23 protein-coding genes are annotated in these 21,907 nt (G+C 47.1%); 8 read left to right on the forward strand and 15 right to left on the reverse strand.

The features are described 5' to 3' along the window. The first annotated feature begins 9 nt into the window (after positions 1-9). Genes PSE6802_RS0104010 through PSE6802_RS34635 form a run of 3 tightly spaced genes read left to right on the forward strand, consistent with a single transcriptional unit; the run spans position 10 to position 2,495 of the window. Positions 10-471: a hypothetical protein gene (locus PSE6802_RS0104010; RefSeq protein ID WP_019498778.1), complete on the forward strand. Its 462-nt coding sequence runs from the start codon at positions 10-12 to the stop codon at positions 469-471. Between the two features lie 43 nt (positions 472-514). Then, positions 515-2,284, forward strand: a complete 1,770-nt coding sequence (locus tag PSE6802_RS30765; RefSeq protein WP_019498779.1) for a calcium-binding protein — start codon at positions 515-517, stop codon at positions 2,282-2,284. A gap of 28 nt (positions 2,285-2,312) precedes the next feature. Further along, entirely contained in the window at positions 2,313-2,495 is a 183-nt protein-coding gene (locus PSE6802_RS34635; protein WP_225902639.1) for a hypothetical protein, read from the forward strand. On the opposite strand, the gene PSE6802_RS0104020 is transcribed toward PSE6802_RS34635, so the two are convergent. From PSE6802_RS0104020 to PSE6802_RS0104060, 9 genes are all read right to left on the reverse strand, one after another. Continuing rightward, positions 2,464-3,267 carry a PhzF family phenazine biosynthesis protein gene (locus tag PSE6802_RS0104020; RefSeq protein WP_019498780.1) on the reverse strand — a complete coding sequence of 268 codons (804 nt, stop codon included), beginning with the start codon at positions 3,265-3,267 and terminating at the stop codon, positions 2,464-2,466. The genes PSE6802_RS34635 and PSE6802_RS0104020 overlap by 32 nt on opposite strands. 1 nt (position 3,268) lies before the next feature. Beyond that, positions 3,269-4,048 (reverse strand): orotidine-5'-phosphate decarboxylase, encoded by a 780-nt coding sequence (pyrF, locus tag PSE6802_RS0104025; protein WP_019498781.1) that lies wholly within the window; start codon positions 4,046-4,048, stop codon positions 3,269-3,271. A 122-nt stretch (positions 4,049-4,170) separates the two neighbouring features. Next, entirely contained in the window at positions 4,171-4,557 is a 387-nt protein-coding gene (gene gcvH / locus PSE6802_RS0104030; RefSeq protein WP_019498782.1) for a glycine cleavage system protein GcvH, read from the reverse strand. Positions 4,558-4,591: 34 nt separating this feature from the next. Then, positions 4,592-5,350, reverse strand: coding sequence for a TerC family protein (locus PSE6802_RS0104035; protein ID WP_019498783.1), 759 nt, complete (start codon positions 5,348-5,350; stop codon positions 4,592-4,594). Between the two features lie 240 nt (positions 5,351-5,590). Then, positions 5,591-6,655: a dTDP-glucose 4,6-dehydratase gene (gene rfbB / locus PSE6802_RS0104040; RefSeq protein ID WP_019498784.1), complete on the reverse strand. Its 1,065-nt coding sequence runs from the start codon at positions 6,653-6,655 to the stop codon at positions 5,591-5,593. Between the two features lie 85 nt (positions 6,656-6,740). After that, entirely contained in the window at positions 6,741-7,808 is a 1,068-nt protein-coding gene (locus tag PSE6802_RS0104045; RefSeq protein WP_019498785.1) for a CobW family GTP-binding protein, read from the reverse strand. 187 nt (positions 7,809-7,995) lie between these two features. Further along, complete coding sequence (locus PSE6802_RS0104050) at positions 7,996-8,520, reverse strand: hypothetical protein (RefSeq protein ID WP_019498786.1); 525 nt, start codon at positions 8,518-8,520, stop codon at positions 7,996-7,998. A 15-nt stretch (positions 8,521-8,535) separates the two neighbouring features. Continuing rightward, on the reverse strand, positions 8,536-9,954 hold the full coding sequence (locus PSE6802_RS0104055; protein ID WP_026103047.1) for an ABC transporter substrate-binding protein: 1,419 nt from the start codon (positions 9,952-9,954) through the stop codon (positions 8,536-8,538). Between the two features lie 95 nt (positions 9,955-10,049). Next, positions 10,050-11,018: a phosphate ABC transporter substrate-binding protein gene (locus PSE6802_RS0104060; protein WP_019498788.1), complete on the reverse strand. Its 969-nt coding sequence runs from the start codon at positions 11,016-11,018 to the stop codon at positions 10,050-10,052. Between the two features lie 138 nt (positions 11,019-11,156). Between PSE6802_RS0104060 and psbA the strand changes: the two genes are divergently transcribed. From psbA to psb32, 5 genes are all read left to right on the forward strand, one after another. Beyond that, the gene (psbA, locus tag PSE6802_RS0104065) at positions 11,157-12,239 is read left to right on the forward strand and encodes a photosystem II q(b) protein (RefSeq protein WP_019498789.1); all 1,083 of its coding nucleotides are present in this window, start codon (positions 11,157-11,159) and stop codon (positions 12,237-12,239) included. A 109-nt stretch (positions 12,240-12,348) separates the two neighbouring features. Next, positions 12,349-12,897: a 2'-5' RNA ligase family protein gene (locus PSE6802_RS0104070; protein WP_019498790.1), complete on the forward strand. Its 549-nt coding sequence runs from the start codon at positions 12,349-12,351 to the stop codon at positions 12,895-12,897. Positions 12,898-13,095: 198 nt separating this feature from the next. Next, complete coding sequence (locus PSE6802_RS0104075; protein WP_019498791.1) at positions 13,096-13,863, forward strand: PspA/IM30 family protein; 768 nt, start codon at positions 13,096-13,098, stop codon at positions 13,861-13,863. A gap of 118 nt (positions 13,864-13,981) precedes the next feature. After that, positions 13,982-14,728: a PspA/IM30 family protein gene (locus tag PSE6802_RS0104080; RefSeq protein ID WP_019498792.1), complete on the forward strand. Its 747-nt coding sequence runs from the start codon at positions 13,982-13,984 to the stop codon at positions 14,726-14,728. A gap of 108 nt (positions 14,729-14,836) precedes the next feature. Continuing rightward, positions 14,837-15,547, forward strand: a complete 711-nt coding sequence (gene psb32, locus PSE6802_RS0104085; protein WP_019498793.1) for a photosystem II repair protein Psb32 — start codon at positions 14,837-14,839, stop codon at positions 15,545-15,547. 55 nt (positions 15,548-15,602) lie between these two features. On the opposite strand, the gene PSE6802_RS27665 is transcribed toward psb32, so the two are convergent. From PSE6802_RS27665 to pilM, 6 genes are all read right to left on the reverse strand, one after another. Continuing rightward, positions 15,603-16,268: a pentapeptide repeat-containing protein gene (locus PSE6802_RS27665; RefSeq protein ID WP_019498794.1), complete on the reverse strand. Its 666-nt coding sequence runs from the start codon at positions 16,266-16,268 to the stop codon at positions 15,603-15,605. A 232-nt stretch (positions 16,269-16,500) separates the two neighbouring features. Further along, positions 16,501-19,095 carry a secretin N-terminal domain-containing protein gene (locus PSE6802_RS0104095; RefSeq protein ID WP_019498795.1) on the reverse strand — a complete coding sequence of 865 codons (2,595 nt, stop codon included), beginning with the start codon at positions 19,093-19,095 and terminating at the stop codon, positions 16,501-16,503. An 86-nt stretch (positions 19,096-19,181) separates the two neighbouring features. Continuing rightward, positions 19,182-19,946, reverse strand: coding sequence for a type IV pilus inner membrane component PilO (locus tag PSE6802_RS0104100; protein WP_019498796.1), 765 nt, complete (start codon positions 19,944-19,946; stop codon positions 19,182-19,184). Further along, entirely contained in the window at positions 19,946-20,320 is a 375-nt protein-coding gene (locus tag PSE6802_RS27670) for a PilN domain-containing protein (protein ID WP_162139196.1), read from the reverse strand. The genes PSE6802_RS0104100 and PSE6802_RS27670 overlap by 1 nt, the downstream gene beginning before the upstream one ends. A gap of 183 nt (positions 20,321-20,503) precedes the next feature. Further along, the gene (locus PSE6802_RS0104110) at positions 20,504-20,758 is read right to left on the reverse strand and encodes a hypothetical protein (RefSeq protein WP_019498798.1); all 255 of its coding nucleotides are present in this window, start codon (positions 20,756-20,758) and stop codon (positions 20,504-20,506) included. Positions 20,759-20,763: 5 nt separating this feature from the next. Next, positions 20,764-21,882, reverse strand: a complete 1,119-nt coding sequence (gene pilM / locus PSE6802_RS0104115) for a type IV pilus assembly protein PilM (protein WP_019498799.1) — start codon at positions 21,880-21,882, stop codon at positions 20,764-20,766. Positions 21,883-21,907 lie beyond the last annotated feature (25 nt).

The following is a 21,907-nucleotide window of genomic DNA, read 5'->3' on the forward strand; positions in this document are numbered from 1 at the left end:
GGAGATACCATGTTATCCATTGCACTATCTAAGCATTCATCTAAAGTTTTATGGCAATTCTTATCTTTGCCTGTCTTGACTGGAGCGCTTGTGGGTGCGATCGCCCTCGATCTAAGGCTTAGTTCTGGTGTCCGGGCTCAAACCACTGGAACTACTCCAGCTACCACAGCAGCAACTACCCCACAGCGTCCTCGTTATAGATTCTTTGAAGAAGAACGTCGCATTCGCACGCCTACCCCAACAGAAGAAAGGGAAGATAGAGCTTTACGCTCTAGCACGGGGTTTAATGCCACGTTTCTACAAGATGCAATTAATGGCAACCAGGATCCAGGTGCTTTAGTAGGAAATAATCCCAGCGTAGAAGATAATCGCGGGCCTGGATTTTCTAAGGGTACAGTTAATGCACAAAGTCCGCAGATACCAGGGCCAAGTATTTCTGGCAGTTTTGGAATTTTCCAGACTGCACCATAGCATCATACATTCTCACTTTAGAAGTCGAAGGCATTAGAGCAAAATGGCAATTAGTGACATATTAGGTTTCAATCAGCGCTTTTTTCAAACAGGCTCTCCCTTAATTACTTCTCCCTTTCCCCTGGGAGCAGACTTCCAAAGCGCGGGATCTCAGATTGTTTTTTCAGCTACTGCGAGGTTTCTGGCTTCAAGTGAGAGTGGTAGTAACGGCTATTTCCCAGGTCAGAATATAGTCGTGGCAGACTTCGATAGTCCTTCGATCGAGTTAACATTCCAAAATTTGCCCCAAACAGGCTCAGGGGAATTTAGTTTTGACTATGTCGCACCTAATGTGACAGATGGACAACTGAGCGTTGAGATCTTGGACGATCGGGGTCAGCAGATTGGGTTTCAATTCTTACCACAAACCAGCGGCACCTATGAAATTCCTTTCACCACAGCAGAAAACCCCTACAATCCAGATATCACCGTACAATTTCGAGGAACCCCTAGCCTGATCCGAATTGGAGGTGTTCGACGCGAGTTTGGCATCGACAACATTCGACTCACAACCGATGGCGATCTCCCAGGCAACCAACCACCTGACACCATCACACCTCCCACAATTACGGCACAGCCTGGCACGACCGTACAACTGACCGGGCTAAGTGGGACTGACTCAGACGGGACTGTGACGCAATTTAGAATTACCAGCCTTCCCGCAGCAGAACAAGGGATTCTCTTTTTGGGGAACTTTGCTGCTGATGGCGCACCAGTTACGCTCAATCAGATAATTCCGGCTGACCAGATTAATAATTTATTTTTCCAGGCTAATTCTAACTTTAGCGGCGCGAGTTTTACCTATGCGGCGATAGATAATCAAAACGCTCAAGATTTATCTCCTGCCACGGTAACCATTAATCCTGGCGATATCTCACCACCATCGGGACAGCCTGATGCTGTAAATGACAGAATTTCTCCCATTCTTACCTTCAATGGAACTAATGGAGCTGATAATTTTGATGCCCTAACATTTCCAATTAGGATCGATTTCTCTAATGTCCTGACAAACGATACCCCAAATGGTGGTACTATTTCTGGCGCTCAACCTATTGCAAATGGCACGGTTTTGCTTGACGTTGACAACTCTCAATTTGTATTTACACCAGATCGAGGATTTCCACCGAGTAGTTTTCAATACAGGCTTGCTAACAGTGTCGGTTCGGATACCGCAACTGTCACCATAGCTACGGTCGCCTATGTGGCTAATGGACTGGCAGGTAACGATTCGCTGGCAGGAAGCCCTGGGAATGATACGATTTTTGGCAATACAGGGGATGATAATATTTCCGGTCGCGGAGGCAATGACGGTTTATTGGGCGGCCAGGGTAACGATGCTCTGGTGGGTGGTGCTGGCAATGATACGTTGATTGGTGGTTTTGGCGGTGATGAACTTACTGGTAGTAATGGAGCTGACAGTTTTCTATACAATTCACCTGATGAGGGGCTTGATAGTAGCACTGAAACTAGCGATATAATTACTGATTTTTCTGCTTCTGATGGCGATCGCATAGTCATTTCCGCCTCTGGGTTTGGTGGTGGATTGATCGCTGGCGGTTCTCTTACCAATGCTAACTCGCCAAGTTTTATCGGACAATTTTACGCCGCGCCTGGTGCAAGCCTACCATTTAATACTTCTAACAGGTTCATATATAACACTTCTAGCGGTAATCTCTATTACGACGCAGATGGGATTGCTTCGTCAGGCACTATACTAATTGCCACTTTGCAAGGTGCCCCCCAACTAACAGGTGGAAATTTTGTAGTTTTCTAAATGGATATTGAGGCGATCGCTCTGTACCATGATTGAGATAAAGAGCGATCGCTTATCTCTAGCTTACAGAATGCTTATTCTTGACACGCATCTGTCTCTTTTCCGCAACCTTTGCCACGAAATCACTCATTTCTCTAGCGACCTGTACGGATTTGTCAACCTCTGCGATCGCTTTCAGGCTAGATCGACAAACTGCCTCGCAGAACTGTGACGGCAAATCCCTTTAGTTTTACTCTGTCACCTATATGCTCGACTTCCAAATCACCCGTGCGTTGAGATAGCTGTTTTGCCTGTAGTGGATTCTTATTCAGGCGCTTTGCCCAGTATGGGGCTAACGTGCAATGAGCTGAGCCAGTGACGGGATCTTCATTAATACCGACTTTGGGTGCGAAGAATCTGGATACAAAATCATAGGGATGTTCTGGATCGGCGATCGCTGTAATAGTCAACCTGCCAACCGATAGCTGGGCGATCGCGGCAAAATCCGGCACGAAATTTGCAACGGCAGACTCGTTGGCTAAAACTACAGTGACGTTATCGGCGACACCCAAACACTCATAGGGTTGATTTCCCATGATGCTTTCCAGGAGAGATAGATCTTGGCGATCGCATGGTGTGGGATAGACGGCGGGAAAATCCATCACGATGCGATCGCCCTCAAGGTTAATTACCAAATCGCCGCTGAGGGTTTGAAATACTAGAGGTGAACTTAGATCGATCGCTCTCAATTCTTTCAAGTAATGGGACATCGCTAACGTGGCGTGTCCGCAGAGGGGAACTTCGGCGGCTGGGGTAAACCACCGCAGATGGAAAGCATTTGGCGATATTGGTTGGGCGAATACGGTTTCTGACAAATTCATCTCAGCCGCAATTTTCTGCATCAGAGCATCGTCAGGGAATTTATCCACTAAGACAGTTGCAGCGGGATTGCCACTAAATGCCGTTTGGGTGAAAGCATCAATCGTAAATATTTGATATTCCATCTTACAACGCAAACACCTTGGCAATGCGGGCTTGGAAATCTTGCGCGGCTTTGTATGGATCGTCAGCTTGCTTAATCGGTCTGCCAATCACGACGTAATCAGCACCGCTCAGGAAAGCCTCTTCTAGATCAACCGTTCTCTTTTGATCGTCAGTATTATCGACATTATCATTATCAACGGGCCTAATGCCTGGAGTAACGATCAGGAAATTTTCACCCAGGTCATCTCTTAACGCTTTTGCTTCTAATCCAGACGAAATGACCCCATCACACCCTAATTGAAGGGCTCTCTTAGCTCTTGATAAAACCAGAGCTTTCTCATCGCACTGAAAGCCTAAATCTTCTAGATCTTTGCGATCTAGGCTAGTTAAGACAGTCACTGCTAGTATTTTTAGGTCTCCTTTCTCCGAAACTGCAGCTTCCAAAATTTTATCGTTCCCATGTACTGTAGCAAAGGTAGCGCCCTTATCCTTCAACTGTCTCACTGCGGAAGCAACAGTTTGGGGAATATCAAAAAACTTCAAGTCAACAAAAACTTTCTTTTTTTTCTCCACTAACTGCTTTACTAACTCGATATAGCCACCCGCCATGAAAAGTTGTAGACCAAGCTTATAAAATACAACTGTATCGTCAAGCTTTTCTACCATACTCATAGCTTCTTCGCTACTATCGAAGTCAAGAGCAACTATTAGTCTTTCTTTGACATCAATCGGCTTGGTAGATAAGTATGAAGAGCCATTCATCGCATCAGTTTTTGTGTTTAGAATTACAGAACTCCCCATTGGTTAGGCTAATTTTGAAAATTTAAGAAAACTCTTTAATTCTCTAACAAAAGTGAGCCTTAAAAACAAAATAGTTAAAACATATCTTGAGTTCGAGCTAACTTTACGGTATCTAAACAAACTTAGGTACCTTCCACTTTGCTGCGATACTCTGCGGCTGTCATAAACTCGTCGGCCTCCTCAGGATCGTCTACACGTACCTTGACTAGCCAGGATACACCATAGGGATCTTCGCCAAGTTGCTCGGGGTTATCGATCAAGCCAGAGTTAGTCTCTATCACTTCGCCACTTAAAGGAGCGTAAATATCCTCGACTGCCTTGACCGACTCTACGGTACCGAATGTCTCGCCTTTAGTCAGGCTGGTGTTAGGTTCTGGCAGATCGATGAACACAATATCGCCTAGTTGATCGATCGCAAAGGCAGTAATGCCAATCGTAGCTATATCGCCCTCAAGCCGAATATACTCGTGCGAGTCGGTGTACTTTAGATCGTCAGGATATTCAAACATGCTCGATCGCCCTATGTTGCTTTTGTCTGTGCTTTTATGTTTTTTTAATGACTTCTTCGTCAGGCTGCTCGATCGCAACAGCGCTCAGGTTTAACTCTGGTAAATCTGGTAATTTTGATTTTGTATGCTTTGAGAAGCCCCATAAAAATATACCTGCTATGCAGGCTAGCATCAACCACTCAGGCGGGACATAGGCATCGGCAATCACCTTAAGTAATAGGCGGCACCCCACCAGCCCCACAATTAAATAACCCGCTGCCTCTAGACGCGCAAATTCTGCTAGCAGCTTAATAAATATCTCAGCGAGTAGGCGCAGAGCAACAATACCGATAAATCCTCCCAATAATACCAGCCAGGTTTCCCGCGCTACGGCGACCGCCGCTGTCACGCTGTCGAGCGAAAATGCCAAATCCGTAAGAGATACAAGCAAAACAACTTGCCAAAGTTTGTCCGCCACGGGAACGGCTTCGCCTTCAGCGTGGGGCTTAGCACTAGCAAAAAAATACTTGCCAGCCAGCCAGAGTAGGTAAGTCGCTCCTAACAACTCAAACTGCCAATACTGAATCACCCAGGTTGCAGTCAGAATCAGGATTATACGCAGTACGAACGCACCGATAATGCCATACTGCAATGCCCATTCTTCCTGCTTGGGATCGGGAAGACTACGGACTAAAGCTGCCAGGGCGATCGCATTATCAGCAGACAAAATCGCCTCTAGCAAGACCAAAACCAAGATTATTGGTAGAGTTTCAATCCGTAAGGAACCACCCCAGATGTTTAAGCGATCGAGCATTATTAGCGATATAAACCTAAAAATAATTTGAGCATCGCAAAACAGCTTAGCTTTTAAGTGCGTCAAAACTAATTATAGGTTGTGAGTCTTAATAATTGAGCCTAACGCAAGGTAGAGGTTGATTATTTGAGATCGTCATCAACCCCAATTCCAGGTGTAGGGGGCGGGTTTTGCATAAGCATTACCAGTGTCAAGCCAGAACTTTTTGCTAAACTTGCCCTTACATGTAGCTATTGCATACTATCTACCGCTGTAGTTTTGCTCGATCCAGTCTTTGTAAGCTCCCGTCCGTACCCGATCCACCCATTCAGAATGGCTGAGATACCACTCTACAGTTTTTTGTAAGCCAGTCTGGAAATTTTCCTTGGGTTGCCAACCTAATTCCTGCTTCAGCTTATGGCAATTAATGGCATAGCGTCTGTCGTGTCCGGGGCGATCTTTAATGAACGTAATGAGGGAGGAGTGCCTAAAGTTTGGTTTGGGTGCCAGGCGATCGACGATCTCGCAAATTGTTTCTACTACCTCTAAGTTGGCGCGTTCGCTCTCACCGCCGATGTTGTAAGTTTGCCCCACCTGACCTTGCAATAAAACTAGATAAATGGCATCGCAGTGATCTTCCACATAAAGCCAATCCCTCACGTTTTGCCCATCACCATAAATTGGCAATGGTTTACCTTCCAAAGCGTTGAGGATTGTCAAGGGGATTAATTTTTCCGGGAACTGGTATGGCCCGTAGTTATTGGAGCAGTTGGTGGTTAGCGTCGGCAGGCCATAGGTATGATGGTAGGCTCGCACGAGGTGATCCGCCGCTGCCTTTGATGCAGCATAGGGGCTATTGGGTGCATAGGGAGTTTGTTCGGTAAAGGCAGGATCTGCGCTGTCGAGGGAACCGTACACTTCGTCAGTGGATACGTGCAGAAAGCGAAATTCCTCGCGTTTTTGGGGCGACAAGCTCTGCCAATAAAAACGACTCGCTTCCAGCAGTTGAAACGTACCGACTACGTTAGTCTGAATAAATTCATCGGGACTAGCGATCGAGCGATCGACATGGCTTTCCGCCGCAAAATTCACGATCGCCTGCGGTTGATATTTTTTGAGCAGGTAAGTAACGAGTTCGGCATTGCCAATGTCACCTTGCACGAAGTGGTAGTCGGGATCGCCACCTAATTCAGCGAGAGTCTGTAAATTTCCAGCATAGGTGAGCTTATCGAGATTGATCGTCTCCGCCCATTTTTGCTGTCTGGCCTTCAGTACAAAATTCGCACCGATAAACCCAGCCCCGCCTGTAACTAATATGGTTTCCATTTACTCAGTGTCATTCAATTATCGTGCCTATTTATGCTAAATCATCGCTCCTTAAATTGCAGGCAAATTTGCTATGGGCTAATCCCTACACAAGACATTCTGTCAGTTGTCGTTGCAATTCAGCGCGATCGAGATGGCGACCGATTAGCACGAGCTGGTTAGTGGGAGGTTTGAGCCGATCCTCGGTTTTAAGCTCGTAGCGCTTGCCGCTGAGTTGGAAAATATAGCGGTTGGGAATGCCTGAAAACCAGAGAATTCCCTTCGCCCTAAATACATCTACAGGTAACTGTTTGTCGAGGAAATTTTGGAAGCGATCGAGGTCAAAGGGGCGATCGCTTTGGAATGAGATGGAGACAAATCCATCATTCTCTAAATGATGCGAGTGATGGTGGTGATGGTCGTGGTCGTGATGGTCGCGATCGTGGTCGTGATGGTCGCGATCGTGATGGTCGTGGTCATGATGATGGGCGCGATCGTGCTCTGATTCTGGCTCGGATTCGATTAGATCTGGATTGTTCAGGTTGACATCCAGGATTAACGGTAGAGGCACGACACCGTGACGCGATCGCAACATTCTCGCTCCAGATTTCTGCTCGCCAATATAAGTCTCTAACTCAGCAATTTTTTCTTCAGAAGCGAGGTCAGTTTTGTTGAGCAAAATGATATCGCCATACATAATCTGACTGAAAGCTGCTTCGCTGTTGTAGTGTTCTGGCGTGAAGGACTCCGCATCAATAACGGTGAGGATGGAGTCGAGTCTTGTCAAGTGCTGCAATTCCGTACCTAAAAACGTGAGCGCGATCGGCAGAGGATCGGCAACGCCCGTGGTTTCCACCACCAAATAATCAATGCGATCGCTCTTTTCCAGAACGCTATAAACCGCATCCACCAAACCGTCGTTAATCGTGCAGCAGATACAGCCATTGCTCAGTTCCACCATATCCTGGTCTACCGAAACCAGCAGTTGACTGTCGATGTTGATATCGCCAAACTCATTTACCAGAACGGCTACCTTGAGATCCTGTTGGTTCTGCAAAATATGGTTGAGCAAAGTAGTTTTGCCACTCCCCAAAAAGCCCGTGATAATCGTAACGGGCATACCGCGCTTCGGAATATCAATGCCGACAGTTGCTTGAGTATCTGAGGTTTGCATATTTGCGATCGCCAATGATGAAACTGTAATTTTCCCACTATTTTATACCAGCGTTTTAGGGCAGGCACGAGGCGCTGCCCCTACAGTTTGTAAATTTTCTCGTGCGAACAACTTATATCAAACCCTCTTGTAGTCGCAACTTTCGGTCGCCAGACAATATTTAGGAATAATTAACGCGGATTTGGTATTACCTGCCAGGAGATCGCCCATCTTTGCCAATAATGCGCTCGTAGCCCATATAAGCAATACCCAGCAGAATGGCTAGCAAAAACAAAAATGTCGAAAATGGCATGTAGGAGAAGAAAATAATATAAACGCGGTGCGATAGCCAGGAAATTACTAGAAACACGCCTGCAATTACGGCTAAACCCTGCAATACTCTAAATGCAGGGATCTGGTCTAGCGGCATGCGTTTTGAAGACATCCACAGCGAGGCAATTACGTAATAAATCGGCACCAATAACAAGAATAAGTCCGCTTCCTTTACTACCCTCGCCCAGCCGCCTTGATTGGTGGCATAGGCCAGATAGCCCGCCCACAGCAACAAGCTGAACACTGCTAAGCCCAAATTAACGCTGAGTACAAACGGTTCCTCGCGACGACCGGGAATAAGATAGCAAATTAACCAGGTCAACCAGGGCAGCGCTAGAACCACCGCTATAGCGATCGCGCGGTTCTCCATAAGCTGCTGAAAAAAGGATTCAAGGGTCATAGCGATTTATGTTGGTTAAGGCAAGACAAAATCGTAGCCAAAGCCGGAGCGCTTACCTGGTGCAACTTTGACCAGTACGGCAGGACTGTTGCGATCGCCAGATGTCTGAAACTGAATTCGACTCGCCGCGCCTTCCGTCGAGAAGTTTGGATCGGCAAGCGCCTTTTGCAGACCTGCGCGAGTACTATCCTGCTTGAGTCCCGAGAGAATTGCCTGCGTAGCATCATAGGCCATTGCCGTACGCCAGTTCACATCGCCACCCCAGAGACGCTCTGCTTGTTTGGGAAAGGTGGCAGCAGGGTTGGCTAAAATATGCCACGGCACAGCTAGAACCATATCCACAGTTTCACTACCACCCACTTGCAGGGTTTTGGCAGTGTACATGCTGTCACCACCGATAATTGGCAATTGCCTGCGATTAGTTGCTACTACCTGTAATGCCCGATCTAGCGTAGCTGCATTGGTTGCCAGCATAATTACCTCTGCACCTTTCGTCTTTGCCTGGTTCAGACTTTGAACGGCATCAAATCCAGCGCCACTCAAGTCAAACTCGGTTACTACCTGACCGCCATCGCCAAACACCGCAGTCGTAAACTCATCTTTGAGCGATTTGCTATACGAGCTATTCGAGTTAAAAAATACGACGGCTCTTTTCTTTTTAATTTGATTTAGCATGTAGCGGGATAGGGAATTGGCGGCAAAGCGATCGCTAGGAACAGTACGAAAAATATAATTACCAAATCCAGATAACTGCACTGACGTACTGGTCGGCGAAATCAACACTAGTTGTCCTGCCTGATAGACCTTTGCCGATGCCAGAGTTGCATCGCTGCCAAAATTACCCACTACGCCTAAGATGTCAGGATTGGCAACAAACACTTGGGCAACCTGCGCCGCGATCGCCGGATCGTTACCGTCATCGGCAATTATTACCTGTACTGGCACGCCATTAATTCCACCGGACTGGTTAAGCGTATCTTGAGCCTGTGCCACCCCGCGCAAGATCTCCTTCGCCACATTTTCATTGCCGCTAATCGGCGCAGATACAGCGATTTTCAAACTCCTGGCATTACCAATTCGGGCGTTGTTGAGATAGATCAAAGCCTCAGGATCGTTACGCTCAGAACGCAGGCTTGCTTCTAGCGAGGCGATCGCTGTTTGCCAGTTACCGGAGGCGATCGCTTGCACGCCTGCTTGCTTATTGGAGTTTGTGGCTGAAGCAATTAGAATCCTGTCGCCTTGACTGATACGACTATCCACCGCCCCCACATTGGAAGAACTGGTTGGAGATGCTCCCGGACTAGCAGTTTGGCTGGAATTAGATATGCCGCTGAGAATGTTATTCCTAAATAGCCATAGCCCGCCACCCGCCGCCCCCGCCGTAATTAAGAGCGTAACTAGAAGCGCAACTGTTTCCTTACCACTTTTTGCCATATTCTCAGCCAGAGTATATTTAAAATCGTATACCGTATAGCCAAATAATATCGCGGTTAAAGGAACTGTCAGGTTCGCTGTACTGGCGATCGCCTTCACCTGATGGGCACAAAACCCAGCCGTTGTAGAGTTTGTTGACTTTGTGGAGATAAAGCTAGATCGACGAATTGCTTAACTGCGGGACTGGTTTGCTTGCGTACCGCTAAAAACAGGCTGCGACTAATTGGATAAGCGCCGCTTTTCACTGCATCAACATCGAGTGGCGATTTCCCCTCAATCGATACAATCCTGACAATTTCCTGGTTAGCAACTTGAGACACCGTGGCATAACTAATACCGTTATTGCCAATAGTTCTAAGAATGGCAGTAGTTTCGTCCTGCGGCCAAGTGATGAAGTTGGCGCTATCGGGCGCAAATGGTTGACCTAGCATTACCGTATCCTGGAAAAGCGATCGCGTGCCACTAGTTGTAGCGCGGTTAATTACTTTGATGGGCAGATTAGTGCCGCCAACCTGCGACCAGTTCGTAATTTTACCTGAGTAAATATCGCGTAATTGACCTACTGTTAGATCGCTTTTAAACGGGTTATTACTTCCAATTACTACGGCGATAGAATCTTTGGCGATCGCGATTAGCTGAATACCTGCCTGTGCTTCGTTCGGTTTAAGCGGACGCGAACTAGCTGCGATGACTACAGAATTATTAATCAGATTTTGAATGCCCTTATCAGTACCGCCTGGTTTACCATCAGGTATGCCAAATGTCGTGGGAATATTAGGATTAAGCTGCGCGTAAGCATTGCGTAATTCTCTAATTGGCAGCACTAAAGTCGTACTACCATCAATGCTCAAAACACTAGGATCTGGTACTGATGTATCTAAGCTAACGCCGTTGGATGGAGTTGAGACTGATGTACTATTTGGGGTCGGAGAATTTAATGGTTGTGGGCTATTGACTTTGGGATTGTTTGCATTTTGTTGAAAATACCAATAGCCTCCTCCAGCAACACCAGCAGTAACTAGAAGGGTTAGTAATAGTGCCGTTGTCTCTTTACCTCTAGCCATGCTCGCTATCTCAAGTAATAATATTGGACTTTGTTAATTTTAGTTAAGTATTTTGTGCAAAAAGAAATATTTGCTTTAGTCTTTACTTTAAGGGACTTAATTCCCTGTTAAATCATACCCATATTAATTCGCAATATTATGACAACCACAGCACAAAGACGCGAAAGCGCCTCCTTGTGGGATCAATTTTGCAACTGGATCACCAGCACTGACAACCGCCTCTACATTGGCTGGTTTGGCGTACTGATGATTCCTTGCTTAATTGCTGCTACAGCATGCTTCGTAATCGCCTTCATTGCCGCACCTCCTGTGGACATCGACGGTATCCGCGAGCCTGTTTCCGGCTCGTTAGTCTATGGCAACAACATGATTTCTGGTGCTGTAGTTCCTTCTTCCAACGCTATTGGCTTGCACTTTTACCCCATTTGGGAAGCAGATAGCTTAGATGAGTGGCTCTACAATGGTGGCCCTTACCAATTTGTAATTTTCCACTTCATCATCGGCATTTGCTGCTGGATGGGTCGTGAATGGGAAATGAGCTACCGCTTGGGTATGCGTCCCTGGATCGCTGTTGCTTACAGCGCTCCCGTCGCCGCTGCTCTAGCCGTATTCTTGATCTACCCAATCGGCCAAGGCTCCTTCTCCGATGGTATGCCTCTGGGGATTTCCGGTACGTTCAACTTCATGATCGTGTTCCAAGCCGAGCACAACATCCTGATGCACCCATTCCATATGCTGGGTGTTGCTGGTGTCTTCGGTGGCAGTTTGTTCAGTGCCATGCACGGTTCGTTGGTAACCTCCAGCTTGATCCGCGAAACCACTGAGAACGAGTCTGCAAACTATGGTTACAAGTTCGGTCAAGAGGAAGAAACCTACAACATCGTTGCCGCTCACGGTTACTTTGGTCGTTTGATCTTCCAATATGCCAGCTTCAACAACAGCCGCGCTCTGCACTTCTTCTTGGCACTGTGGCCAGTGGCAGGTATCTGGTTCACCTCCTTGGGTGTAAGCACGATGGCGTTCAACCTGAATGGTTTCAACTTCAACCAGTCAATTACTGACAGCCAGGGGCATGTGGTGCCAAGCTGGGCAGACGTAATCAACCGCGCTAACCTGGGTATGGAAGTCATGCACGAGCGCAACGCTCACAACTTCCCGCTCGACTTAGCAGCAGTAAACGTTGCTCCAGTAGCACTAACCGCTCCCGCGATTGGCGGCTAACTTGAATGGTTATGTCCGATCGATTCGTATCGATTAGGTAAATCTAAATTAGAAACAAGCGCCCACTATTTGGTGGGCGCTTGTTGTTAGTGGAGTTGTCGATCTAAAAATGCTATTACGTCTATTTTTGGCACTACTACCACCACGATCGATTCAGGCTGAAATCGCTGAGATTCAGAAATACTTCAGCGATCGCTACGATAGCCGAGCTGCGCTTAGATCTCCTCCCCACATAACATTGCAAGCCCCATTTACGCAATCTCCCGAAAACATAGCAATCTTACATAAATCTCTGAAAGAATTTGCCCATAACTTTACAACAGTCCCGATTACCTTAAATGGTTTTGCTGCCTTTGCACCGCGAGTTATCTACGTTGATGTAGTTCAGTCCCCTGCGCTGATGGCCATACAAACAGAGCTGGCTCAGTATATGGGAACTAAAGTGGGTATTAGAGATGAAAATGCTCGAACTCGGCCCTTTAAACCGCATGTGACTGTAGCATTTCGCGACCTGAGCAAGCCAAACTTCCAAGCTGCCTGGACGGAGTTTAAGACAAGATCTATAAGTTTTGAGTTCGATGCTAATTTCCTCACGCTTTTGCAACATGATGGTCGGAGATGGCATATTAATGCAGAATTCCCCTTTAATTCACCCTGACCATAGCGAGACAGGGCATCTCTGCGAACCACTTTTGCCAGAATCTAAACTAATCCCGTTAGGCTATCCAGCACCAGCAATTAGGCGTGATAGTATGTATGCAATTCAGTTATTAGATTAGTTATTCGACTTAATAAACAGGTTAGGTATTTGCGCTAGCAGGTTTTCTCTCAATTATTTTAAGGAAGAAGGTAAGTTATGGGATTACTAGATCGCATCGGTATGGTGGTCAAATCCAATGTCAATGCAATGGTCACCGCTGCTGAAGATCCTGAAAAAATTCTGGAACAGAGCATCATTGACATGCAAGAAGACCTGGTGCAGTTGCGTCAGGCGGTCGCGCAAGCCATGGCAGCCCTCAAGCGTCAAGAGCAGCAGTATACTCAGTCTCAAACCCAAGCCAATGAGTGGGAACGTCGCGCCATGCTAGCTTTGCAAAAAGGAGATGAAAACCTGGCTCGCGAAGCCCTGAACCGCAAGAAAACCCATGCAGATAGCGTGGCAACCCTCAAGCCAGCTTACGACCAGCAGGTTGCCCAGGTCGATGTACTCAAGAAAAATCTTGTAGCCCTGGAAGGTAAAATCTCCGAAGCTAAAACCAAGAAGGAGATGCTCAAGGCCAGAGTGCAGTCTGCCAAGGCTCAAGAAAATCTCAACAATATGTTGGGCAAAATCAATACCAACTCTGCTGCTGCTGCCTTTGAGCGCATGGAAGAGCGGGTGATGATGGCAGAAGCTAAAGCTAGCGCTACGGCTGAGCTGGGGATGGATAACCTGGAAGCTCAGTTTGCTACCTTAGAGTCGGGCAGCGGTGTTGACGACGAGCTAGCCGCACTAAAAGCTAAAATGATTGCGTCTTCTGCCCCCGCTCCTGCACTTTCACCTGCTGATGCCAATAAGCCTTCAGTTGGTACGTTGATTGATTCCGAACTAGAATCTCTACGCAAGCAAATCAATCAGGGGTAGCCATTAGGTTTGTCAAAATTTAGTCAAGTTATTGTGTGTCCGGTTGGCTGTGTTCGATCGGGCACCTATAATTTATGTAGCTACAAATTCCCTTCAATCCTTTATTACGATTAAAGCTATGGGACTACTATCTCGCATCAGTACGATCATTAGATCTTTCCTTAACGATCTGGTTAATAGAGCGGAAGATCCGGAGAAAATTCTGGAACAGTCTGTGATTGATATGCAAGATGAACTGGTGCAGATGAGGCAGGCTGTAGCCCAGGCGATCGCTGCGATGAAGCGGCAGGAGCAGCAATACCTAGAGGCCGACAAACAGTCTACGGAATGGGAGCGTCGTGCCATGCTGGCTCTGCAAAAGGGACAGGAAGATTTAGCGCGCGAGGCATTGGTACGGCGCAAATCACAGGCAGAGACAGCAGGCAAGCTAAAAGAGAGTATCGACAGTCAGTCTGGACAAATCGCTGTATTAAAGAAAAATCTGGTCGTGCTGGAAGGCAAAATTGCGGAAGCCAAGACCAAGAAGGAAATGCTGAAAGCCAGGATTCAATCTGCCAAAGCCCAGGAAAACCTCAATAATATGCTCGGTAAAGTCAGCACTAACTCAGTTTCTGGTGTCATCGAGCGCATGGAAGAAAAAGTGTTGATGGCAGAGGCAAAAGCTAGTGCAGCAGCAGAGTTAGGTATGGATGAAATAGAAAATCGCTTCAAGCAACTGGAGCAGTCTAATGTTGATGAGGATCTCGCGGCGCTAAAAGCCAAGATGCTATCTTCAAGTCCTACAACACCAGCATTAGAGGCAGGTGCATCCAATGCCAGCGTCGATGCTGAACTAGAGGCTTTGCGTAAGGAATTGGGTCATTGATATGGAGTCAGATCGGCAGACAGCTATTAGCTTTAGGCAATTGCTCTGCTTGCTTTAACAAAGAAAAATGTCACAATTAATCGATATAGAAGTCGGGAATTTGTGCCAGTGTTAAAAAAATTTTTACTTAATCAATTTAAACGCCTGGCGATCGCCCTCTTTACCCTGGCGATCGCTTTCCAAGTTTTTACTGCAACCGCGATCGCTGTAGAAGTATACGATATTCCAGAGCTACCAATCGGCGATCGCACCTGGGTGCAGGATATGGCAAAAGTCTTGAGCAGTACCACAGAGGGTGCAGTTAGGGACAAGATTGACGAACTAGCTGAAAAAACAGATTTTCAGGTCAGATTTTTGACGGTGAGGCGAATTGACTTCGGGCAGCCTACCCAAGAATTTACCGATCTGGTATTTGACAAATGGTTTGCCACGCCGGAGAGCAAAACCAACCAGGCATTAATCGTGTTTGCTACCGAAGATCATCGCACTGCGATCGCGACAGGCGAGCGGGTGAAGGCAGCGCTATCCGATGCGATCGCCGCCAGCATTACCGATGAAACCATGCTATTCCCGGCGAAAAAATCTAATTACAATCAAGCTGCGATCGACGGTATTAATAGGTTAGCAGCCATACTAACTGGCGAACCCGACCCAGGTCCTCCTAAAGTTGTGGAAGTAGATCTCCCTCAAAGTAGCAGCAACTTTAAAACCGCCGAAGAAACTGATGGCTCCAGTTCCACGATTGTTGTAATTGGCTTACTAATTGCTGCCACCGTCATTCCAATGGTGACGTATTTTTGGTTCCAAAATCAGTCGTAATAAACAAGATTAGTAGGGTGTGCATTGCCACCCTACTGTTCATTCATCTCTATCCCTATTCACCCCAAGGACAACCTTCTTTTGAGACTTTGCCGTCGGGCAAAATCGTCTTGCACATTTTCGTTTCATTAAAAGTGGCACGAGAAATATCGGCACCAGTCAGATCGGCTCCCGATAAATCTGCGCCGCTGAAATCGGCCCTGTACAGGTCGGCATTTTGCAAATTGGCTCCCACGAGATTTGCTCGATACAGGCTAGCTTGACGCAAGCTCGCATTGGTTAAATTAGCGCCACTGAGGTTGGCATAAACCAATTCCGCATCAATTAGATTTGTCTGGCTCAGGTTGGCTTTTCTCAGATCGGCGTACTTCAATCTACTGTTTCTAATATTTGCGCCCAGCAGGTTAGCACCGTAAAGATCGGCACGAACAGCAAAAGAGTTGTTGACATTGGCACCGATCAGATTAATGTCTCTCAAATCAGTTCCAGATAGCTCAGAGCGAGTGAGGTTAACTTCTCTGAGCCTGCTGTTCTGCAGATCGGCATTATTAAGAAATGCACCATGGAGATTAGCACCATTGATATCGATATTAGAAAGCTCGCATCTCTGACATTCTAAAGTGCGAAGCAATCTCTGGATGTGTTCGGGATTGTCTGCATAGGCTCCAGCAGCAAAACCCATTGACAGCAATAAAGTAGCAGCGAAGGCTTTGAATTTCATATTTTCACTATTTCCTCACAATAAAGCCAGTTTCCTTAGCAAGGAATAAAACTCCTTACCTTTAGAGCAAAAATTTACCCTAGTCTAAACACCTGCCACCTGAATCTTTATCGCACGCACTACAAAAAAGCGTGCGATCTAATCATACACCGACTCTTATTTATACACAAAGCGAGGCGTAATTAAGTTACGCCTCGCGTTTCAACATCTAGACATCAAATGGACACCAGAGCTACTGATTTTGGAATGGAATTCTATTACTATCCAAAACCTTCTGTGCCTCAGGGCCTGGTTGATAGATATAACCCCAATTCGCGGTCTCACTGTCGTTGATAATGCGCGGCGTGACTATAATAATCACCTCGTTGCGTCGATTTTCCGTACTTTCACTGCGGAACAGCGAACCGATAATCGGCAGATCGCCCAAGAAAGGCACCTTAGAAATTGTCTGGCGATCGGCATCCTGGATTACGCCTGACAGGATCAGAGTTTGTCCATCTCTGAGGCGAATTTGACCAGAACTCATACTCCGCTTGGTAAGCAAATCGACTTCACCATCAAAGGAGATTCCACCCGTATTATTGCCGATGGTTATTCTCCTTCTAAGACCCGGCGTGCTGACTTGAGGTAGGAGCGATAAATTGATGAAGCCATTTTCATCAACTCTTGTAATGTTCACTGACAGACGAAGACCTGCCGTATCTTTGGTCACAGATCTACCATCTGTTGCCAGAGTGATAACTTCATCACCCAGATCGAGTGCAGCAGTTTCTCCTTCCTGAACGGTCAAAGTCGGATTAGAAAGCACCTTAGCATTGCCATTTTGAATGGTAGCTTCTAGCTGAGATAGGAACTGCTTGGGATATTGGAAGACCTGCGGCAAAGAGTAGGCAAACTGTGCCGCCTGACCAATAGTGTCTAGCAGTGCGTTAGAATTGGGTGCCTGTGCAGCTACTGCTGCCGTAGAAATTACTGGCTGGCCGGAAACAGGATCTAAAAGCAAAGGTGTATTCGCAAATGGACCGGTCTTGAAGGCAGGGTTTAAACCTGGTAGATTAGCATTGATTACGCCGCCTGGATTGAGATAGTAGGTAGCAGGTCTACCCACTACACCGGCATTACCACTGGTATCTAGTACTGGCTGACCGTTAGCTGGGTTAGTTAAAATCGTTGGCGAAGAGTATGGTTGTACTCCATTGGCGGGTAAATTTTGGAACTGAGTAATGGCATTAATACCTGGAGTTAGGGGATTCCCATCAGGACTGAAGACAGAACCGGGTTGATTGGGACTACGATTGACAAAATTTCCAGTTACAGGGTCGCGCACTCTTTCTGTGCCGTTCGGGTTCAGGAACAACTGCTGACCTGCTAGCGGATTATTAACAATTGGTTGGCTATATAAGCCATTGTCAGCGCGTGCTGTTACAGGTACATTTCCAGCGGGAACGTTTTGTCCAAAGTTCAAAGTTGCAACGCCCTGGTTGATTGTAAAGAAGGTGTCGTTAATACCAAACGAGCTACTGCTGCCAAATCGTTGCGATGCTAACAGGTTAACATCGACGATCTTGACGTTGATCGCGACCTGACGCTTGCGTATATCTAGACGAGCCAGTTGAGCTGCCGCATACTCTACCAGACTTGGAGGGCCAACCAGCATGAGAGTGTTGCCACGCTCGTCACCAATTACCTGCAAGCCTTTAAGCGGGAGCAATGAATTGGGACTACCCTGCACGCTTTCCAGAACAGGTACCGCTTCTGTGGGCGTATTTTGTACGACCACACCACCTGCGCCCACGTTAGCCGCTGTAACGCCGGGGATGGGTCGTTGGCGGTTGATCACGCGCTCTGCGCCTAAGCCAATTAAGTAGGCTGACGCTTCACCAACTGTAACCTGGTTCATGCGATAGGTGCGAGTGATCGTATTTTTCAGGTTAAAGGGCAGTTTGGCGGCGACGAATACCGTGCGACCAATGCGGTTGGCATCTAAACCTGCGAGGCGTAAAACGCTGTTGAAAACCTCTTGAGCGGTCTCATTTTCGATGTCAAGCGTAATTCTGGAATTGACTCCGGCTGCTTGTCCAGGCAGCCCAGGTGTCGATGGTTGCCCTGCCTGTTGGGAGGCATCGTCAGCAAAGGCTACGTTTAAGCCAGCAGTGCGAGCGATGATCGACAAAACTTCGCGCACAGGAGCCTCTTTGAGCGAAAGCCTTGGTACGCGAGCGGCACTGCTCAGATCGACAATGTCAGGGCGCAGAAATGTATTGCTGACTGATATATCCCCTATCGGAGCTGGTACAGGTCGACGTTGGAAGGGAGGAACTTGACCTTGTACTCGTCCCGGCAAGCGTAAATTTGTCGAACTGGATGGGGTAGTAACCGATATGGATGGCTGCTGTACCGGGCTAACTGGTGAGGCTTGCGGCGTTGACTTCGGTTTGCCTCTTTCATCGGTGATGGTCACCCTGGGCTGGAATAGGGGCTTGCCTGCATTCTGCGCCACGATGGTCGGCGATGTCGGTGTAGCGATCGGTGCTGGTTTTGGTGTTGGCTTGTTGGCTGAAGTAGCTGCCACTGGTTTTGGCTTGGCGGCTGGCTTTGATTTTGACTGAGCCACGATCGCTTCGTCTTTAGCATCTTTGTCAGCACGTTGCTTGTCAAGATCGGGAACTATGCTTTTCTCTTTATTTGTTGTATCTCGTGCATCTTCTCGAACTTCAGAACTTGGCTCGCTGTTAGTAGCACTCTCGCTACGAACGGGTGCAGTAAATATTACCTGCGGGAAAATAGTTGCCAGAGCGAGCCAGCAAACGAAAACATACCTATTCATAAATTCAACTCCTCATCTAAACCACTGAAATGTCTAAACCCAGGCATATAGTTTACCTGAATTAAATGAATCCAAACACAATTAATTTATTTTTTTGGAGCAGGAGCAGCGGCCTTCTTCTGAGCTTCCTGTGCCTGCAGTTCTGCTTCAGACAGCGGCACGTATGCGATCAGCCTGAAACTGGTAGCAAGCAAAGGCGTTGCCCTTGTCTGCACTATTTTCTGCTGGTCGGGCGTGAGTTCTTTGCCGCCGATCAGTGGCCTGACACTAGCATTTGGCACTATTTTCAGATCTTGAATCACGAGAAGCGGCTTTAACCTTTCGATCCTTTTCAGTGTTGCCACCGTCTCAGCATAAGTAGCCGAAAAACGCACGTTGTATTGGCGAGTAGTGAATTGTGCGTCGCCACCTGCTTTTGGCTCTCCTTCTGGCCGGAATTCTTCAAATAGACCTTTTACTTGCAAGGCCCCTACAGGGCTACTAAGGGAAACGCTTTGCGGAATCTGAGCATTGAGATCGCGTAGCAGCACGTCCATACTGTCCGCGCTAGGTAGTAAAGTCAGTACTTCTTTATTCCGCTGCTGTGCTTCGGCTACCCTTTGCGACACGTTTCCCTTGCTGGCAACTTCTTTCTCCTTGCTCTCTACGCTAGTCCGCTTTTGAGCAATTTGACTTTTTTGTTGCTCAATAGATTCATACAAAGGGAGAGTCTGCGTAGCCGTTCCGTAGGCGGCAAGAGCAACTCCAACTACTGCCAGAATTATACCTAAAGTTTTAGAAGATAAAGATATGCCGAATAGCGATATGCCAGGCGATGCCTGAAGCTCATCGGCACCAATATTAGCTGCCATTACTTAATTGCTCCTTTCTGCTGCAATAACTTGATACGGGTAACCGTGCCTTCGGAACCAGACTTTTGTAGATCTGGTAAAAGCTCGCTAGCACTCTTTTCCACTAAGTTCGAACTGATTTCATAGTCAACTAGAGTAACCTTGATATCCTTGCTATCTGGACGCAGTCTTGCACTCCTGAGCCTTGTTTTTTGATTATCTAGATAGGGAGATGACTGCAAAAGCAAAAGGAAATCGTTGACATCGTCGAAACTAGTTGCCAGCCCGACAATTCTCACACCTTTACCGCTTTGGTCGATGTTAGAGATTTGCACGTTGCTGGGAGCCCGTTCTCTGATGTCTTGTAAAATTGCTGATGGTGGAAGTGAACCCACAAATAACTGCACCAGAGCATTAGTACGATCGTCAACAGCTTTAACTTGTTGCTCGGCAGTAGATAGCTCCTTTAGCTTCGCATCTAAGAACTCATTTAAGAAAGTATAAATACTTAGTATTTTTTGCTGCTTCAGGGGATGTATGGTACTGAAATGCTGACTTCTTACATGGTAGCAATGTGACTAAAAGAAGCTTTTCTTGACTTCCCAAATGGGTTCTAAGGTTTGTTCCTTGCTAGACAAGGTGGCAAACTCCTCTTGCAAGCCTTGGGAGGAGAATTGGAGAAAGAAGTAAGCTCCTGCCGCTGCCGCGATCGCCACTAAAGCAATTGCGCCGCCACCGATTAAAAACTGCTTATCAGCAAGGGGCTGCTGTTCCTGAGCTACCTCCGTTGCTGTCTCTCGGTCATTGAGAAAGTTAATATCAAGAGAATACATTCTACCTAAACCTCCCTAAGTCCTAATCCTAGCGCTACTGATAATCCCAATCGTTCCGCTGAGGGAATCTCTTGGTCAGTACTAATTGATAAAGCGGCGATCGGATCGACTGGTGTTGCTGCAATACCAAGACGTTGGCCAAAAAACTCGTTGAGCTGGCCGATGCATGCTCCCGGACCAACCAACAAAAGTTGTACAACATCAGACCCAGCAGTCTGACTGGTATGGAAATCTATCGACCGACGCAACTCATCTGCTAAGTCTCCCAGCACCCTTAAAAGGGCAGCATCGCCAGGACTCCCTCCTACTCCCCCGGCTAAACCAGCGGTGTCGATCGCTTGCACGGGAACTTTCATAGCATATAGCATGTCCAAATCGGTATTGCGACGCGGTGGGAGATTTAAGGCGCGTAGCTGGGCGTTTTGAATTTGTTCTGTGCCAATCGCCACGGTACGAGAGAATTGTGGCACCCCGTCTACGGTGATTGTAATTTCAGTTGACTCGTATTCAATATCTATGATTGCTACCGCCTCCGCCATCGAAGAAAATTTAATTAGCTCTTCACGCAGAGAACGGATGATTGAAAAGCTAGCCACTTCGACAATATCAACTTGAAGCTGAGCAATCTCCATAGTTTGAATATAAGTATCGGTCACTTCTTTAGGAGTGGCAACCATCAAAATTTCTAACCTTTCCACCCCATCATCATCAAGACTGGTACCGAGTTTCTGATAGTCAACATCTGCATCTTCACGGGGAAAAGGTAGATAAAGACTAGCCTCCTGGTTGAGCACCATTTCGCGCAGCTCTGTATCGGGAATCTCGGCTGGCAACCGGATCAGTCGGCTAACCGTCTCCCTTCCTGGAACTGCCGTCGCAGCCCTTTTTGCCTTAATCTTTTTCTCTGAAAGTAAACTGCGAATCGTTTCCCCCAACACAATGGGGTCATTAATTCTGCCCTCCTCCACCGTTCCTTCAGGCAAAAGTGCAGAGGCATGACCTAACAACTTATAGGAAGATTGCCCCTTGCGCCGTAGTTGCACGACATTCACTCTTTCCGAATTGATTTCTATGCCTAAACCACTGGGTTTGCTGCCAAAAAGGCCGCTTAAGCTACTGAACATAATCTTTTATTGATTTGAAAGTACC

The organism is Pseudanabaena sp. PCC 6802, assembly GCF_000332175.1.
Lineage (GTDB): Bacteria > Cyanobacteriota > Cyanobacteriia > Pseudanabaenales > Pseudanabaenaceae > PCC-6802.

Coding starts and splice junctions, on each gene's coding strand:
- PSE6802_RS0104010 (WP_019498778.1), top strand. CDS start 10: ATGTTATCCATTGCACTATCTAAGCATTCATCTAAAGTTTTATGGCAA.
- PSE6802_RS30765 (WP_019498779.1), top strand. CDS start 515: ATGGCAATTAGTGACATATTAGGTTTCAATCAGCGCTTTTTTCAAACA.
- PSE6802_RS34635 (WP_225902639.1), top strand. CDS start 2,313: ATGATTGAGATAAAGAGCGATCGCTTATCTCTAGCTTACAGAATGCTT.
- PSE6802_RS0104020 (WP_019498780.1), bottom strand. CDS start 3,267: ATGGAATATCAAATATTTACGATTGATGCTTTCACCCAAACGGCATTT.
- pyrF (WP_019498781.1), bottom strand. CDS start 4,048: ATGGGGAGTTCTGTAATTCTAAACACAAAAACTGATGCGATGAATGGC.
- gcvH (WP_019498782.1), bottom strand. CDS start 4,557: ATGTTTGAATATCCTGACGATCTAAAGTACACCGACTCGCACGAGTAT.
- PSE6802_RS0104035 (WP_019498783.1), bottom strand. CDS start 5,350: ATGCTCGATCGCTTAAACATCTGGGGTGGTTCCTTACGGATTGAAACT.
- rfbB (WP_019498784.1), bottom strand. CDS start 6,655: ATGGAAACCATATTAGTTACAGGCGGGGCTGGGTTTATCGGTGCGAAT.
- PSE6802_RS0104045 (WP_019498785.1), bottom strand. CDS start 7,808: ATGCAAACCTCAGATACTCAAGCAACTGTCGGCATTGATATTCCGAAG.
- PSE6802_RS0104050 (WP_019498786.1), bottom strand. CDS start 8,520: ATGACCCTTGAATCCTTTTTTCAGCAGCTTATGGAGAACCGCGCGATC.
- PSE6802_RS0104055 (WP_026103047.1), bottom strand. CDS start 9,954: ATGGCAAAAAGTGGTAAGGAAACAGTTGCGCTTCTAGTTACGCTCTTA.
- PSE6802_RS0104060 (WP_019498788.1), bottom strand. CDS start 11,018: ATGGCTAGAGGTAAAGAGACAACGGCACTATTACTAACCCTTCTAGTT.
- psbA (WP_019498789.1), top strand. CDS start 11,157: ATGACAACCACAGCACAAAGACGCGAAAGCGCCTCCTTGTGGGATCAA.
- PSE6802_RS0104070 (WP_019498790.1), top strand. CDS start 12,349: ATGCTATTACGTCTATTTTTGGCACTACTACCACCACGATCGATTCAG.
- PSE6802_RS0104075 (WP_019498791.1), top strand. CDS start 13,096: ATGGGATTACTAGATCGCATCGGTATGGTGGTCAAATCCAATGTCAAT.
- PSE6802_RS0104080 (WP_019498792.1), top strand. CDS start 13,982: ATGGGACTACTATCTCGCATCAGTACGATCATTAGATCTTTCCTTAAC.
- PSE6802_RS27665 (WP_019498794.1), bottom strand. CDS start 16,268: ATGAAATTCAAAGCCTTCGCTGCTACTTTATTGCTGTCAATGGGTTTT.
- PSE6802_RS0104095 (WP_019498795.1), bottom strand. CDS start 19,095: ATGAATAGGTATGTTTTCGTTTGCTGGCTCGCTCTGGCAACTATTTTC.
- PSE6802_RS0104100 (WP_019498796.1), bottom strand. CDS start 19,946: ATGGCAGCTAATATTGGTGCCGATGAGCTTCAGGCATCGCCTGGCATA.
- PSE6802_RS0104110 (WP_019498798.1), bottom strand. CDS start 20,758: ATGTATTCTCTTGATATTAACTTTCTCAATGACCGAGAGACAGCAACG.
- pilM (WP_019498799.1), bottom strand. CDS start 21,882: ATGTTCAGTAGCTTAAGCGGCCTTTTTGGCAGCAAACCCAGTGGTTTA.